Here is a 16802-nt window from a genome sequence, read left to right on the forward strand (position 1 = left end):
AGAAATTAAAGCACGTATAAAAGACAGAAATTTATAATAACCATCTACTAAATTTCCTGAATTTGTATTAATCCTATGCGATTTATTACATTTTTTAACTTTCTTTGTAACAAGAAATTAAAAAAATGAAAAGACTATTACTTCTTGCTTTTATACTAATACCGTCCCTTTTTTCAACGGCTCAAACCACTAATTATGGTGTGCAATTTTCGAATGCCATTATTTCACGTTGGCCTTCTGGAATTAACAGTATGACGGGCAAAGGCTGGGAATATTCGAACAGCATTGTACTTTTAGGAATGGCTGACATTTACGACAAAACCAACGATGCTAATTATCTGACTTACATCAAAACTTATGTTGATGGTTATATTGGCGCAGATGGCACAGGAGTTTCATCGGTATTGGCGCAAACTCTTGACAATATGCATCCTGGTATTTTATGTTTGTGGCTGTACGAAAAAACAGGAGCCTTAAAATACAAAACTGCCGCGACTACCATCCGAGATTACCTTCTAAAAACAGGTTTAGGAGCTTATCCTCGTACACCTGAAAATGGTTTTTGGCATAAAAATAATTCCTCTTACACCAACGTAATGATGGTGGACGGAATTTATATGGCTTCGCCTTTCTTAGTAAAATACGGCGCACTTTTCAACGATACGGTCGCCATTGACGAAGCGGCTTTTCAAACGATGATTCTTTATTCGCACGTGTATAATGCGTCCAACAAATTGGTGTATCACGCTTGGAATTACGACAAAACAACTTACTCGTGGTCGAATCCTACAACAGGTGTTTCTTCACAAGTTTGGTCCCGCGGAATGGGTTGGTATATGATGGCTTTGGTCGATATTTTGGAATATTTACCTACCAATCACGCGCGTTATCCCGAAATGAAAACGGCTTTGCAAAATCTTTGTGAAGGTTTGAAAAACTACCAAGATCCAACTACTGGACTTTGGTTTCAAGTGGTTCAAAATCCATCAGGTGTGGGTAACTGGATTGAAACAACAGGTAGTGGAATGTATGTTTATTCGATGAAAAAAGCCATCAACAAAGGACTTATAGACAGTGCTATCTACACTCCTGTGATAAATAAAGCATGGACAGGATTGAAAACTTATGTAACCACCCATACCGACGGCAAACCCAAAATTAACAGTTTTGCACCCGCAATGGGAGTGCTGGCTACTTACAACAATTACACTTCCATAACTCCAACAACTTGTCCCGGAAGTGCCCATCCGCACGGCTATTGTGCTATTTTAATGGCAAGTGCAATGATGGAATACACTGCTTTAGGAACTGAGCCTTATAATAAATCTAATGGCGTTCAACTCTTCCATAACGAAAGCCAATTAAATATTGTTATTACTGATGATATATCAGTCAATACAACTATTAAAATTTATGATTTAAATGGCAAAAATTTAATTTCTAAAACCACTACAGAGCAAAACATTATTATAAATACCGCTTTCTTGGCAAAGGGAGTTTATGTTTGCGCCATCGAAAAAGCAGGAAAAACAATGGTTGAGAAGTTTATTAAAAAGTAGTTGTATCATTTATTCTTGCTATTTGTCATTCCGTAGGAATCTCAAGTTAGATGCTCTCGCGTGCAAGGACTCTTTTAGCGAGACAAAAAATAATTCCATAAAAAAATCGTCTAAAAATTTCTTCTTAGACGATTTTTTTTATAGATAAACTTTTGGATTATTTTTTATACAACGGATCAGCTCCGATGGTGCCTACCAAACTGTTGATGTAATCAGGAGAACTGGCCGTTGCCAACATATTTTTTACGTTTTGCAAACGCATATTCAAATCCATTTCGGCAACTAACAGATTGTTTTCGGCATTAGAAATAAATTGCTCCAAATAGCTAATTTGATTGGTATAAAACTGAATGTCTTTTTGTTGTTTCAATTGCAATCTTTCTTTGTACCAATCGCTATTGATGACATAGTTTCTTTCGAAATAGCTTCGCAATTCTGGATCGCTCATTTCTTTGCCTTCATAATGACCATATGCCATCATATGCAATAATATTTTCAATGGCGGAATAGCTGCTTCGATGCTTCCGTCTTCAAAATAACTCAAAGCCACTTTTTGTTGAGCTTCGACAATATTGGCAATACCATCTACATAATCTTCAATTCCTTGTAGTTCTGGTTTCAACATTTTTTCGTTGAAAACGGCATTGGGTTCATCGAATAGGCGATTCAAACATCTCAAAGAGAAAGTACTCGTAATTCTATACCCTAATCTACTGGCCAATACTTTTTTGCCTTGGTACTCGAAATCTTCTAATTTTTCTAATGAACCATTGGCCATCAAAACCTTTGGATCACGATCTTTAGGGTCTAAACGTGCCCAGATTTCAGGAATCAAAAGACTGATGTCGTGATCTACTTTATTTTCTCCACCTACATAACCTGCTGCGGTGCTAAACGCATTCGATTCGGTCAAAATATGAGACAACAAAGCATTATTCAAATCGGATGTTGGTGTCAACATATTAAATGGGCCTTTGGTCAAAGCGCCTTCCGATCCAGCTCCTGTTGTTGATGGTGATTTACCCGTTAGGCTGCAAATAAAATCCATAAACAATTCAGGAGTTTCCTGATAATGAATGGGGTTATAAACCGCCAACGGTCGAATTCCTGCTTTCTTGTCGATTGGATTGTTGCGTCTTCCTGGCAAAACTGCATTAACTACATTGATAACGGGATCTTCTGATTTTATTTTTCGGTACAAACGAACTCCAATTTCGCCTAAATAACTGGCTTCGGTTTCGTCTATAAAAATATTGCGCTCTAAATAACGAGGGTTTTTGGTGGGTTCACCATCTACAATTCTTGTATGTGAAGGCAGTGAAAAATATTCCTCTTCATTAGGACTGTTTACAATCCTTAGAATCAAATCCTTAACCGGTTGGGTGTATTTGTCGAAATTGATAGTGTCTTCAAAAATTTCGATAGCATCTTTCTTTCTTAACAATTCATAGTTTGTCAAAAACACATTGTCTGATACAATATCCAATTCAGCACCTTTGTCATAACCTCGAACAATAGCTTCGTCAGGTCTTTGAAACAAATGCGATTCACAGTTAGCAACAACTTTCAAACTTTGGTTAGTATATTCTGGATTTAAATTTTTAATCTGATGGCTTGGCAAAGTAATGGATGCCGAGATATCATCTTCCATTTGAATTTTTTGACTAGCCGAAAAATCCGACCTCAATTTATTCAATAACCAAGTTCCTTTTTGATTGAAACCAATTCGAACATAACTTCCCACAACTGGAGTGTTATTGTATTGCAAACCTGTACCGTTTTTTCCATTGATGATTTCAACTGACATACAATCTTTCCAGTTCAAAGCTCCGTGATCCTGACGATACAAACGTTTTACAAACAACACCAACGATCGAATGTGAACCGGAATGTTTTTGATAAATTCATTGTATTCATCAGTATTTCTATCTGAAGGAGTTAGCAATTTTACTGCCGAACCTAGCGTTCTTCCTTTATCTAAAAACGATCTTGAGGGTGGTAATGAGGGATCAGAATCTTTCCATCTTTTAGAATAATTGTATTCGATTATCTCATCAGCTTTTTTGAAATCTTCGTCAATATCTAAAATATTAAAAGCACTATAGGTAATGGCATTTTGCATCGATTTAGAAATTTCGGATTTTCCACCACCCGAAACGGTACATGGTTTATGGCAAAAAACACCCTCTGGCGAAGTATTTACAATTCTCCAAAGCGCAATGGCATTGTGTTTCTCTAATTTGAATTTATTTCCAGTAGGATGAATGTACGTTTTATTTGGAGACAAAATTAGTTTTTGCTCCTTGCCATCAAAAGTCCAAGTAATACTATTAGTATTGGTATTGATATAGGCATTCTCTGGAATATAAACTAAGTTTGGATATTTCTTATCTACTGCATAGTTTATTGGTTTCACCTCAATTCTATCGCCTAGAAAAGCTTTAACACCTTCAAAATTATATTGATTCCCGAACTTTTCAGAAAAAGCACTTCCATCAACAATATCGCCCATTACACCTCTAGGATATGCGATCGCTCCACCCGAATGTTCTTCCTCAACCAAACCAAATAAATTAGCCGAATAACTAATTTGAGTTTTAATTTCTTTTTTAGAATATCCAAAATAATTATCGGCAATAATGGTGACCACTACGCCTCTTTCGTCTCTACAAGTTACTTTAAAAGCGCCACCGTTGTTATACAATTCGTTCTCGTCTTTCCAGCACATTCCTTCCCTTTTTTGACGCTCTGTGGCATCATCAAAATGAGGCAAACCAATGTCTTTTTTCTTCAACAAACGCAATTGTGGAGCCAGAATCACACAGCCTGTATGGCCTGTCCAATGTTCTGTGTCTAATGCAGCATCATTTTGAGCTAGATAAGGATCGCCTGCGTTTCCAAAAATAGCTTCAACGAAATCAAGGTTGCTCACCAAACTTCCTGGTGCAAAAAAGCGAACTTCCATCGACTTTTTAGAAATAACTCCTTTTACTTCTGGACAAACCATAGGTCGCATCAACAACGAAACCATCAATTTGGCTTTTTCTTCTTGATTGGATGTAAATGGCAATAATTTCAGTTTGTCCGAAGGGTTGAAAGCAGCATTCAAAAAATAGGCGAAAGCAATTTTAGGAACTTCTTTTTTATCTAAAGGTGCTGGCAAATTGCCTTCTACAATATGAAAAGTACCTATCGTGGTTCGCTTGTCATTTACTGGATTATTTAAAATCCCTTGCCTGATGCGATAAGAAGTAATATCATCACTTGCAAAAGTGGTTCCGTTAGGTGGCAAACTCAATTCTCTTGCATGACCACTTTGGGTTAAAATCAAAGTATCATTTGGTAAAACATAAGGTTTATTGAAAGGTACATCTTTGAGATAATCGTTCAAAAAGTTTTGAATTCTGTTGTCGGCTGGCGAAAGATGATTGGATAATAATCTCGATTTTTCGCGAAAACTTTTGATTAATCCATTAGTCAATGTTTGGAATTTGGGATTGCAAAAAGGCTCTGCCGAATTCTCATCATCTCGATAAATGGGTTGTCCAAGTGATGCCAATTGAAGATTGATGTATTGAACAGTATCTTTTCTGCTTTGCTTAATTTTTTCCTGATTTACTTTATTGTCTGTAGTCATTTATAAAATAGTATTTGTCAATGTGTGTTGCTGTCTGTATAAATAATAAATTATTATTTTTTATTTCGTACAAAGGTGGCGAAAACCGACTTAAAATTAAAGAAAAAAAGAGGCTATTTTTCAAAGAAATACGATTTGTGAAATCGATTACACTAAAACGATTTCACAACCAAAAAATTTGATAAAAACATAACAAATAGTATTATATTTGCGTTTTTTAAAACATTTTTAAGTATGAAAAAATTATTGCCACTATTACTCCTTTTCACCCTTTTTATTTCTTGCTCTAAAGACGATGCTCAAATTGTTGATTATACCGCTCAAAACGAAAAAGAAATTACCGATTTTATAGCACTCAATAAATTAAACGCTCAAAGAAGTGCTAGTGGTTTGTATTATGTGATTAATAATCCCGGAACTGGAACCCAACCCACTGCAACTTCAAATGTAACGGTTGCTTACAAAGGTACATTTACCAACGGAACAATATTTGACCAAAGCACTAATGCTGGAATTTCAATTGGATTAAATCAAGTTATTAAAGGTTGGACCGAAGGGATTCAACATTTCAAACCGGGAGGAAGTGGTTTGCTTTTGATTCCAGCCCATTTGGGTTATGGAAGTTATAACTATCGAGGTATTCCTGGAGGTTCGGTACTAATTTTCGAAATTAGTTTAATTTCAGTAAATCAATAAAGATTGTTTTTATACCTTCTTCTAAATTATAATAAAATGCCACAACAGAATTTATTTTGTTGTGGTATTTTTTTGTCTAAATAAATCCATTTTGATTAAATAGCAGCCCTAAAATTTATTTTGGCACAAAACGAAATCATTAAAAAATTTTTCTATTTTTATACCTTTTAAAAATGAATTGATTGAAAAAACCTGCCAAACTATTTTGGATAAAACATAGAGCTTCAAATGGATACTAAAACTATTCTTGAAGCAAAATCTATTTGTTTCTTGCTCATTTTCACTTTCTATTTTCAGCTTAGCTTTTCACAAGAAGAAGGTGAAAAAAAACAACCCCTACGCACGATTCTTGATTTGTTTACTAAAGAAGACACTCTTAAAATTAAACTACCAAAAACCAAAACCAAATTAATTGCCTTCCCTACTTTGGGCTATCAACCCGCTAATGGTTTTACACTTGGATTCATTAGCCAATATAGTTTTAAAGAAAAAGAAGAAAACAAAATTTCGCTCATTTCGGGTGGCGCTTCTTTAAGCACAAAAAAGCAACTCCTCACCTATTTAAAAAACTATATGTACCTTGATGATGACCGCTATTTTTTTAGTGGTGATTTTCGTTATTACATTTTTTCGCAATCCAATTATGGATTAGGAACTGACATTGTTCCCTGGGGAGCCGAATTCAAAGACTTTGATTACAAGTCAATTGAACAACCAATGAATTATAATTACTTCAAATTTCACGAAACAATCTCTTTCAATATCTTTCCTTCTTTTTTTATTGGCACAGGAATTCACATCGACAGTTATAACAACATTAATGATAAACTTTTGGATGTCTTCCAAGAAGAATACACTTATCATTATAATTATTCAAAGAAATATGGCTTTAGCAACAAGAATTATGCAGTCAATGGTTTGAGCATGAATTTAATTTATGACACTCGAGACAACCTCATAAACACAAACAACGGTCTATATTTGAATTTAAATTACCGTTATAATCCAAAACTATTTAAAGGTCAACAAAAAAGTTCCTCCCTCTTGCTCGAAAGCCGCTATTTTATTCCCATCAGTAAACGGAATAAACAGCACGTTATTGGTTTTTGGGGCTATAGTCAATTCGTAACCAGCGGACATTTGCCTTATTTAAACCTACCCGCTATAGGTTGGGATCAAAATAGTCGAAGCGGAAAAGGATACATACAAGGCCTTTTTAGAGGCAATAATTTGATGTTTCTTGAAAGCGAATACCGTTTTCCCATCACCAAAAATCAAATGATTAGCGGAACTGTATTTACTAATGCCACAACAGCCAGCGATGCAAACAAAAACCTCAGTTTATTCGAATCCATTCAGCCAGCAGTTGGCATTGGTTTGCGATTCTTGTTGGACAAAAACACACTGACCAATTTTGTAGTTAATTATGGTATGGGACGCGATTCTCAAACCTTCTATTTTAATGATGGCGAGGGGTTTTAAAGAATTTATTTGAATTGTTTTTTTAAGTCATCACATTTAAAAGTTCCAACCACAAATTGCACTAATAAACACAAATTACATTTTTAATACAAACCTAATTTTAGGAGAAAACCTTTGATTTCTACCACCCAATCGGTCGATAATCCTTCAAAAACTTTCCGCTCCAATGTTTTCCTGAATTGATTCCGTCAAACAACGGATCCATCACTCTCGCTGCTCCATCCACAATATCTAATGGCGGTTGAAAATCTTGTTCTTCTTGTTTTCTCTTGGCCAATTCGGCTGGGTCTTCATCGGTCACCCAACCGGTATCGACAGCATTCATAAAAATTCCGTCTTTGGCTAAAGTTCCAGCAGCCGTGTGCGTCAACATATTCAAAGCAGCTTTCGCCATATTGGTGTGCGGATGACGGTCTTCCTTGAAATCACGATAAAACTTCCCTTCCATCGCCGACACATTGATGATGTGTTTTTTGCCAGTATGATCCTTTTTCATCACTTCCGAAAGGCGGTTGCACAACACAAAAGGCGCCACCGAATTTACTAGCTGCACTTCAATCATTTCGGTCGTTTCTATTTGTCCTAATTTCAAACGCCAGCTGTTTACTTTTCGCAAATCGACTTGTTGCAAATCGGCATCGAGTTCGCCTTCTGGAAAAACTTCCTGCGCCACCAAAGCATTATCAAACGAATAGGGAATTTGTGATAATTTGGCGGAAGCCCGCAAACCAATTCCAGGTTCTGGTCCGTGCCAAGTTACTGGCATATTTTCATTCGACGATGCGCCTAAAGTCAAAACTTTCAACTCCTCCAAACAATTGGTGTGATCCAATAATAATTCTTGTGCTTTTTGGGGCAAAGAAGCAATAGGACGCTCTTCATTTTCTATCAAATGGGTATAAAAACCAGCTGGTCGTCGCACAGTTTGAGCAGCATTATTGATTAAAATATCCAATCGACCGTATTTTTGCTCAATGAAATTACAAAAAATCTCCACACTCGGAATGTGCCTTAAATCCAATCCGTGAATTTTCAAACGATGTCCCCATTCGTTAAAATCGTCTTCTTTAGAAAATCGCAAAGCCGAATCGACAGGAAAACGAGTCGTAGCAATGACAGTTGCTCCACCACGCAAAAGCATCAAGGTAATATGATAACCAATTTTCAGGCGAGAACCTGTAATCACGGCTATTTGCCCATTAACATCGGCGGTTTGAAAACGTTTGGCATAATTAAAATCGCCACAATCGCAGCACATTGTATCATAAAAATGGTGCATTTTGGTAAATTCTGTTTTACAGACATAGCACTTTTTGGGCGTTTCGAGTTCCAATTGTTCTTTGTGTTCCAAATCGTGCGAAGCCAATAATTTGGGTGCTACAAAAACACTCGCTTCCCGAGCCGAACGAATTCCGGTTTCCTTGCGAGCCGTTCGATCTTTTTTTTCCTGTTTGCGTTTGGCAACTGCTTTTCCGTCTTTTTTTCTTTTGGCAAATTCATCTCTATCCGGACGTGAAAATTGTCCTGCCGCTTTGATTAAAGCAATTCGTTGCTCTTTTGGAATTTCGAATATTTGGTCAGTATCGGTATTTAATTGTGCCAAAATAGCAATGCATCGGTCAATTTCTTCCGAACTTATTGTAGTTTTATTTTCTATTTCTTCGTTTACCATTGTAAAAAAGCATTTTCTTTAGGAAAATTACAAGGCTGCAAATATAGTGTTTAAAGTTATATTGTTTTCAAAGTCAAAAGCTATTTCATAGTGACTCTCAAAGCAAACGCAAAGCCTCACAAAGTTTATTTTTTGTTTTTCAAATTTTAAAAAATCTCCATGTATCTTTGTGTTTTTAGTTTGCGAACCTTTGAGTAATAAAATATGTTATTCCAAATCCAGTCTTATCTTAAATTCCTTTGGCATTCCAAAAACGAACACGCTGTGCATTCGCCATTTGTTTTTAATTTGATAACCAAATGCTTTTATGACAAAAAATCAAAACCACAATATGCAGTTTTAAAAGAATATAGAAATTCGCTTTTAGCAAACAAAAACACGATTGAAGTTACCGATTTTGGTGCTGGTTCTAAAGTTTTCAAATCCAATACTAGGCAAATTAATAAGATTGCCAAAACCGCTGGAATCTCGCCAAAACGTGCTGAATTATTGTTTAGAATTACGAATTATTTCAAACCTAAAAACATTTTAGAAATTGGCACTTCATTAGGATTAGCGACTTCTGCGCTAGCCTTGGGGAATCCAAAAGCTAAAATCACAACACTCGAAGGCTGTTCACAAACTGCCAAACAAGCACAATTGCAATTGCAAAATTTCAATATTAATAATGTAGAAAGTATTACTACCGAATTTTCAAGCTACCTCAAAACCCAAAAACCAAAACCCAAAACCCACGACCTTATTTACTTCGACGGCAACCATTCCAAAAGCGCCACTTTAGACTATTTTGAATTGCTTTTACCAACCATAACCAATGACTCTGTTTGGATTTTCGATGACATTCATTGGTCTCCCGATATGGAAGAAGCTTGGGAAATTATAAAAAAAAATCCAAAAGTAACCGTGACTATCGACACTTTTCAATGGGGATTGATTTTCTTCAGACAAGAACAACCGAAGGAACATTTTGTGATTCGGGTTTAAAATAGTTTAAAAGTTTAAGGGTTTAAGAGATTAAAGTTATTTAAATTTGTTGTAACATTACTAAACATTAGTAGTCCTATTTGGCATTAAACCATTTTAAACTCTTTAACCATAAACCAATAAATGGCAAACCCACTCATAAAAATAGAAAGCATCAAACGAGATTTTGCTCTAGGAAACGAAATCGTTTATGTGCTTAAAGGAATTGATTTAGAAATAGAAAAAGGCGAATATGTAGCTTTGATGGGGCCTTCTGGTTCTGGAAAATCAACTTTAATGAATCTTTTGGGATGCTTGGACACACCCACTTCTGGAAGTTATATCCTTAACGGAAAAGATGTGAGCCAAATGCAAGATGATGAATTGGCCGATATTCGCAACAAGGAAATTGGTTTTATTTTTCAAACCTTCAACCTTTTGCCAAGAACAACTGCGCTTGATAATGTGGCCTTGCCCATGATTTATGCTGGGCATTCTAAATCGGAACGAAACATTCGAGCAACCGAAGTTTTAAAACAAGTGAATCTAGCCGACAGAATGGACCATCAACCCAACCAACTTTCGGGAGGTCAAAGACAAAGAGTTGCAATTGCGAGAGCTTTAGTCAACAAACCTTCCATCATTCTTGCCGATGAACCTACAGGAAATTTAGACAGTAAAACTTCTGAAGAGATTATGGCTCTTTTACAAGAAATTCACGAAAAGGGCAACACCATTATTGTAGTAACCCATGAAGAAGACATTGCTGCTCACGCCAAAAGAATCATCAGAATGCGTGATGGAATGATTGAAAGCGACACTTCTAAATAATTTTAGATTGCAGATTTTAGACTGCAGATTGCAAATCTAAAATCAGAACTCTAAAATCTAAAATCCTTAAAATGAAAATTTATACTAAAACCGGCGACAAAGGAACTACCGCACTTTTTGGCGGAACTCGGGTTCCTAAAGACCATATTCGCATTGAAAGTTACGGCACCGTTGATGAATTAAATTCCTATATTGGATTAATCCGCGACCAAGAAATCAATTCACATTACAAAAACATACTCATTGAAGTTCAGGATCGATTGTTTACCGTTGGTGCCATTTTGGCTACTCCACCCGAAAAAGAAGTGAAGAAAAACGGCCAATTGCGCTTGCAAAAACTCGGAATTATAGACAGCGATATCGAATTACTAGAAAACGAAATCGATGTTATGGAAGAATCGCTTCAGCCAATGACTCATTTTGTTTTACCTGGCGGACATACTACTGTGTCATATTGTCACATTGCTCGTTGTGTTTGCCGTCGTGCCGAACGAATAGCAGTGCATTTAGACCATAATGAACCCGTTTCCGAAATCGTAATTAGGTACTTAAACCGACTTTCTGACTACCTTTTTGTCTTGGCACGAAAGTTGTCGAGTGATTTAAACGCTGAGGAAGTAAAATGGATTCCAAGAAAATAATATTTTCTAAATTCATCTAAAAAATAACAAAATATTAAATCTTTTTAAGAAGAACTTCAATAAATTCGGCTTTTAAAAAATCAAAAAAACACGTTCTTAAATTTAATTAAAAATAAATGATTTTTTACTTGTATTTTTCAGTAAAAAATTTATTTTTGCACAAAACTAAACAGACATAAGATGTATTGGACATTAGAATTAGCATCCTACTTAAGTGATGCGCCGTGGCCTGCTAACAAAGACGAACTTATTGACTACGCGATTAGAGCTGGAGCACCATTAGAAGTAGTGGAAAATCTACAGTCTATAGAAGACGAAGGAGAAATATATGAGTCAATGGAAGAAATTTGGCCAGATTATCCTACTGACGAAGATTATCTTTGGAATGAGGATGAATATTAAAAAATATCTCAAGAAAAAAGTCTCGTATGAGGCTTTTTTTTTGGTTAAATTTACGCACTTTTATAAATAGAAATAAAAACACATTATGAGTTTCATAAACAGTATTATCAAAGCCTTTGTAGGTGATAAATCTCAAAAAGATGTCAAGGCTTTGCAACCTTATTTAGCCAAAATTAAAACTTTCGAAACTGCTTTGGCCGCTTTATCAAATGACGACTTAAGAGCTAGAACAACTTCTTTTAAAGAAAAAATAAAACAAGCTCGAGCCGATAAAGATGCTAAAATCGCAACACTGCAGCAACAAGCCGAAAATACAGAAGATATCGACAAAAGAGAAGATATTTATGTAGAAATTGATGCTTTAGAAAAAGAAGCTTACGAAATTTCGGAAAAAACATTAATGGAAATTCTTCCTGAAGCTTTTGCTGTGGTTAAAGAAACTGCCAAACGTTTTAAAGAAAACACTCAAATACAAGTCACTGCAACACCATTAGATCGAGAACTTTCGGCAACGAAATCGTATATAACTCTTGATGGTGAAAATGCTATTTGGGCCAACTCTTGGAGTGCTGCTGGTAAAGCAATTACTTGGGATATGATTCATTATGATGTCCAACTAATTGGAGGAATGGTTTTGCACGAAGGTAAAATTGCCGAAATGCAAACAGGTGAAGGAAAAACATTAGTAGCGACTTTGCCTATTTATCTCAACGCTTTGACTGGAAACGGAGTGCATTTGGTAACTGTAAATGATTACTTGGCCAAACGTGATAGTACTTGGAAAGCGCCTCTTTTCGAATTTCACGGCTTGACTGTAGATTGTATCGACAACCACCAACCCAATTCAGAAGGTAGAAAAAAAGCCTATAATGCCGATATTACCTATGGTACAAATAATGAATTTGGTTTCGATTATCTGAGAGACAATATGGCGCATTCGCCAGATGATTTGGTGCAACGCAAACACAATTATGCCATTGTCGATGAGGTCGATTCGGTTTTGATTGATGATGCGAGAACACCATTGATTATTTCTGGTCCAGTTCCAGAAGGTGATCGTCACGAATTTAATGAGTTGAAACCAAAAATCGAAAATTTGGTTGCCCTACAGCGTCAATTGGCCAACGGATTTTTGTCGGAAGCAAAAAAATTAATCAAAGAAGGCAATACTAAAGATGGTGGTTTCTTATTATTGAGAGCGCACCGAAGCTTGCCTAAAAACAAAGCATTAATCAAGTTTTTGAGTGAAGAAGGAATCAAACAATTGCTTCAAAAAACCGAAAACCAATACATGCAAGACAACAATCGCGAAATGCCAAAAGTAGATGAAGCATTGTATTTTGTGATTGAAGAAAAAAACAATCAGGTAGAATTGACCGATAACGGAATCAAATTCCTTTCAGGAGATACCGACAGCAATTTCTTCGTTTTACCAGACATTGGAACGGAAATAGCCATTATCGAAAAGCAAAATCTTGAAAAAGACAAAGAAGCCGAAGAGAAAGAGAAATTATTCCAAGATTTTGGTGTAAAAAGCGAGCGTATTCACACTTTGACTCAACTTTTGAAAGCCTATACGCTTTTCGAAAAAGATGTCGAATATGTAATTATGGACAATAAAATTATGATTGTCGATGAGCAAACGGGTCGTATTATGGATGGTCGTCGTTATTCAGACGGACTACACCAAGCTATTGAGGCTAAAGAAAGTGTAAAAATTGAAGATGCTACTCAAACATTTGCAACAGTAACACTTCAAAACTATTTCAGAATGTACAGCAAATTAGGCGGTATGACTGGAACTGCAGTAACTGAAGCTGGTGAGTTATGGCAAATCTATAAATTGGATGTTGTAGAGATTCCTACTAACAAACCAATGTTGCGAAAAGACAAAGAAGATTTTATTTATAAAACTACTCGTGAAAAATTCAATGCTGTAATTGACGATGTTACAGAATTATCCAACTCAGGAAGACCCGTTTTGATTGGAACAACATCAGTAGAAATTTCGGAATTATTGAGCCGAATGTTGAAAATGCGTGGCATTACCCACAACGTTTTGAATGCCAAAATGCACAAACAAGAAGCCCAAATTGTTGAAGAAGCAGGAAAAGCTGGAGTAGTAACTATTGCAACCAATATGGCTGGTCGTGGAACCGATATTAAATTGACTCCCGAAGTAAAAGCCGCTGGAGGTTTAGCCATTGTTGGTACTGAGCGTCACGATTCGCGTCGTGTGGATCGTCAGTTGCGTGGTCGTGCTGGTCGCCAAGGAGATCCAGGAAGTTCACAATTTTATGTTTCGCTTGAAGACAACTTGATGCGTTTGTTTGGTTCTGAAAGAGTGGCCAAAGTAATGGACAGAATGGGATTACAAGAAGGTGAAGTGATTCAACATTCGATGATGACCAAATCTATCGAACGTGCACAGAAAAAAGTGGAAGAAAACAATTTTGGAGTTCGTAAACGTTTGTTAGAATATGATGACGTAATGAATGCACAACGTGAAGTGGTTTACAAACGACGTCGTCACGCATTGCACGGAGAACGTTTGAAACTCGATATCGCCAATATGTTGTATGACACTTGCGATTTGATCGTGACCGAAAATAAAGCATCGAATGATTTCAAGAATTTTGAATTCGAATTGATTCGTTATTTCTCTATTACTTCTCCAGTTTCTGAAAGTGATTTCAATAAATTGACCGACATAGAATTGACTGGAAAAGTATATAAAGCCGCTTCTCAATTCTATGCTGAAAAAACTGAACGTAGTGCCAGAGAAGCATTTCCTATCATTAGTAATGTTTATGAAGATAAAAACAACCAATACGAACGCATCATTGTTCCGTTTACCGATGGAATAAAATCATTGAATGTGGTTACTGATTTGAAAAAAGCGTACGATTCAAAAGGAAGTCAATTGGTTGCCGATTTTGAGAAAAACATCACTTTGGCCATTGTAGATGAAGCTTGGAAAAAACATTTACGCAAAATGGACGAATTGAAACAATCGGTTCAACTAGCAGTTCACGAACAAAAAGATCCTTTGCTTATTTATAAATTCGAAGCCTACAATTTGTTTAGTTCTATGCTAAATGGCGTGAACAAAGAAGTGATTTCGTTCTTGTTTAAAGGTGATTTGCCCCAACAACAAGCTCCAGCGATTCAGGAAGCAAAACAGGTTCGTCAAAAAGAAAACTACACAGAAAGTAAAGACGAAATTGTTAGCAGCGAAAGCGCCAATCGTGAAGCGGGACAAACCCAACAACGACAAGTGACAGAGACTATTGTTCGTGATCAGCCGAAAATTAATCGCAACGATACCGTAACCATTCAAAATGTTGCCAACGGACAAATACAAGAAATGAAATACAAAAAAGCCGAAAGTTTGATTGCTAACGGAACTTGGGTTATCGTTTCATAATTAGAAAATAAATTTAATTTCATCCCCAATTGCTAAAAAGTAATTGGGGATTTTTTTTACATTTGAGAAAAAAATTAAGTTTATACTAAACACAGGTATTACAATATATTAAAAATAAAACTAATGGACAGCGAAGTACTTTTTAATAATATCAAACCCAAAATTCGAGAAGAACTTAAAAAATCAAGAACTTCTGTTTATTTAGCAGTTGCTTGGTTGACCGATGACGAATTATTTTCTGATTTAATTCAATTATCAAATAAAGGAATTGGAATAAAAATAATTTTAAATGATGATGAAATTAATCGAAAATCTGGATTGAATTTTTCTCAACTTTATCAAAATGGAGGACTCATATACTTTGTTGATTCTTTAATTAATTTAATGCACAACAAGTTTTGTATTATAGATGAAAAAGTAACAATTAACGGATCATTTAATTGGACAAGAAAAGCGAGTAATAACCTAGAAAACATCACTGTCATTCGGGATGAAATCATTAGCAAACAATTTCTAGTTCAATTTAATGAACTAACAAAAACTACCTATCAAAGCCTTGAATATCTTAATTTAGAAAATTCGGAAAACCTAAAAATACAGTTAGATAAAGACCTCTCGTATGATGAATTAATTTTAAGGGCAGAAAAAAGAAAAGAAAATGAGAGTTACATAATGGCAATTCACGATTATAGAAATGCTCTAAAGATTAACAACGAAGACAAAAACATACTTTTTGATTTAGCATATTGCCAATCAGAAGTTGGAGATAATAAAGCTACTATTGAAAATTATAGCGAATATTTAGAACATTATCCCAACTCCTCAGCTGCATATAATAATAGAGGAGTTGCTTATGATAAACTAAAAGAAGTTAATAAAGCTATTGAAGATTATAGTTCTGCAATATTAATTGATGAGAAACTACTTTATTATGAAAATAGAGCAATTTCATTTAGTTCATTCTTACCAGACAATGGAAATATATATTTAGTACAAGAAAATATTAATGAAAATGAATCCAATTATTCACTAATAGATTTTCTGAAAAAACAAGGAGAAAATGCAATTCAAGATTATCTGACCATTTTAAAAAAATTTCAGGACATTGACAGAAAACATTACTACAGAAAAATAGCAGAAATAAGCTGTATTATTTCAGAGTACGAAATGTCAATTGAATATTATTCAAGAGCAATGGCGGGTAAAGAAGAAGATCATTCTGATTATTCTAGAAGAGCTTTTTTGTACTTAATAACCGATAATTTTGAAAAAGCATTGTTTGACATTAACAAGGCATTGTCTTATGATCCTAACAATAGCACTTACAAAGAATTATTAAAAGAAATAAAACACGAAAAACTCAAACCTAAAAATTGGTTCAAAAAAAATAACGTGTGGTAATTAAAGATAAGAAAGAGTATGTTGCAAAAAAAACAACTCTTCGAAAATTTCAAAAAATTTTTATTAAAACAATAAATATATCAGACTATGT

At 35.3% G+C, this 16802-nt stretch carries 11 protein-coding genes; 9 read left to right on the forward strand and 2 right to left on the reverse strand.

Annotated features, from left to right (window positions below; all coding sequences use genetic code 11):
• Positions 1-125: 125 nt before the first annotated feature.
• Positions 126-1559: a glycoside hydrolase family 88 protein gene (locus C3L50_RS03695; RefSeq protein ID WP_103804797.1), complete on the forward strand. Its 1434-nt coding sequence runs from the start codon at positions 126-128 to the stop codon at positions 1557-1559.
• A gap of 157 nt (positions 1560-1716) precedes the next feature.
• Here the strand turns inward: C3L50_RS03695 and C3L50_RS03700 are convergent, their stop codons facing one another.
• Complete coding sequence (locus C3L50_RS03700) at positions 1717-5196, reverse strand: hypothetical protein (RefSeq protein ID WP_243400332.1); 3480 nt, start codon at positions 5194-5196, stop codon at positions 1717-1719.
• A 234-nt stretch (positions 5197-5430) separates the two neighbouring features.
• Here C3L50_RS03700 and C3L50_RS03705 point away from each other — a divergent pair, with 234 nt between their 5' ends.
• Together C3L50_RS03705 and C3L50_RS03710 are read left to right on the forward strand one after the other, a co-directional pair.
• Positions 5431-5892, forward strand: coding sequence for an FKBP-type peptidyl-prolyl cis-trans isomerase (locus C3L50_RS03705; RefSeq protein WP_103804798.1), 462 nt, complete (start codon positions 5431-5433; stop codon positions 5890-5892).
• A gap of 228 nt (positions 5893-6120) precedes the next feature.
• Positions 6121-7374 (forward strand): BamA/TamA family outer membrane protein, encoded by a 1254-nt coding sequence (locus C3L50_RS03710; RefSeq protein ID WP_103804799.1) that lies wholly within the window; start codon positions 6121-6123, stop codon positions 7372-7374.
• A 121-nt stretch (positions 7375-7495) separates the two neighbouring features.
• Here C3L50_RS03710 and C3L50_RS03715 read toward each other — a convergent pair whose 3' ends face one another.
• Positions 7496-9046 carry an SDR family NAD(P)-dependent oxidoreductase gene (locus tag C3L50_RS03715; RefSeq protein WP_103804800.1) on the reverse strand — a complete coding sequence of 517 codons (1551 nt, stop codon included), beginning with the start codon at positions 9044-9046 and terminating at the stop codon, positions 7496-7498.
• Between the two features lie 204 nt (positions 9047-9250).
• On the opposite strand from C3L50_RS03715, the gene C3L50_RS03720 reads away from it, so the two are divergent.
• From C3L50_RS03720 to C3L50_RS03745, 6 genes are all read left to right on the forward strand, one after another.
• Positions 9251-10030, forward strand: a complete 780-nt coding sequence (locus tag C3L50_RS03720; protein ID WP_103804801.1) for an O-methyltransferase — start codon at positions 9251-9253, stop codon at positions 10028-10030.
• A gap of 123 nt (positions 10031-10153) precedes the next feature.
• The gene (locus C3L50_RS03725; RefSeq protein WP_103804802.1) at positions 10154-10840 is read left to right on the forward strand and encodes an ABC transporter ATP-binding protein; all 687 of its coding nucleotides are present in this window, start codon (positions 10154-10156) and stop codon (positions 10838-10840) included.
• Positions 10841-10911: 71 nt separating this feature from the next.
• Positions 10912-11481, forward strand: coding sequence for a cob(I)yrinic acid a,c-diamide adenosyltransferase (locus tag C3L50_RS03730; RefSeq protein ID WP_103804803.1), 570 nt, complete (start codon positions 10912-10914; stop codon positions 11479-11481).
• Between the two features lie 180 nt (positions 11482-11661).
• Positions 11662-11883, forward strand: coding sequence for a DUF2795 domain-containing protein (locus C3L50_RS03735; protein WP_007138072.1), 222 nt, complete (start codon positions 11662-11664; stop codon positions 11881-11883).
• A gap of 85 nt (positions 11884-11968) precedes the next feature.
• Positions 11969-15310, forward strand: a complete 3342-nt coding sequence (gene secA, locus C3L50_RS03740; RefSeq protein WP_103804804.1) for a preprotein translocase subunit SecA — start codon at positions 11969-11971, stop codon at positions 15308-15310.
• A gap of 123 nt (positions 15311-15433) precedes the next feature.
• A complete protein-coding gene (locus C3L50_RS03745) occupies positions 15434-16711 on the forward strand; it encodes a phospholipase D-like domain-containing protein (protein WP_103804805.1) in 1278 nt (425 codons plus the stop codon).
• Positions 16712-16802 lie beyond the last annotated feature (91 nt).

Source organism: Flavobacterium alvei, from assembly GCF_002920895.1.
Classification (GTDB): Bacteria; Bacteroidota; Bacteroidia; order Flavobacteriales; family Flavobacteriaceae; genus Flavobacterium; species Flavobacterium alvei.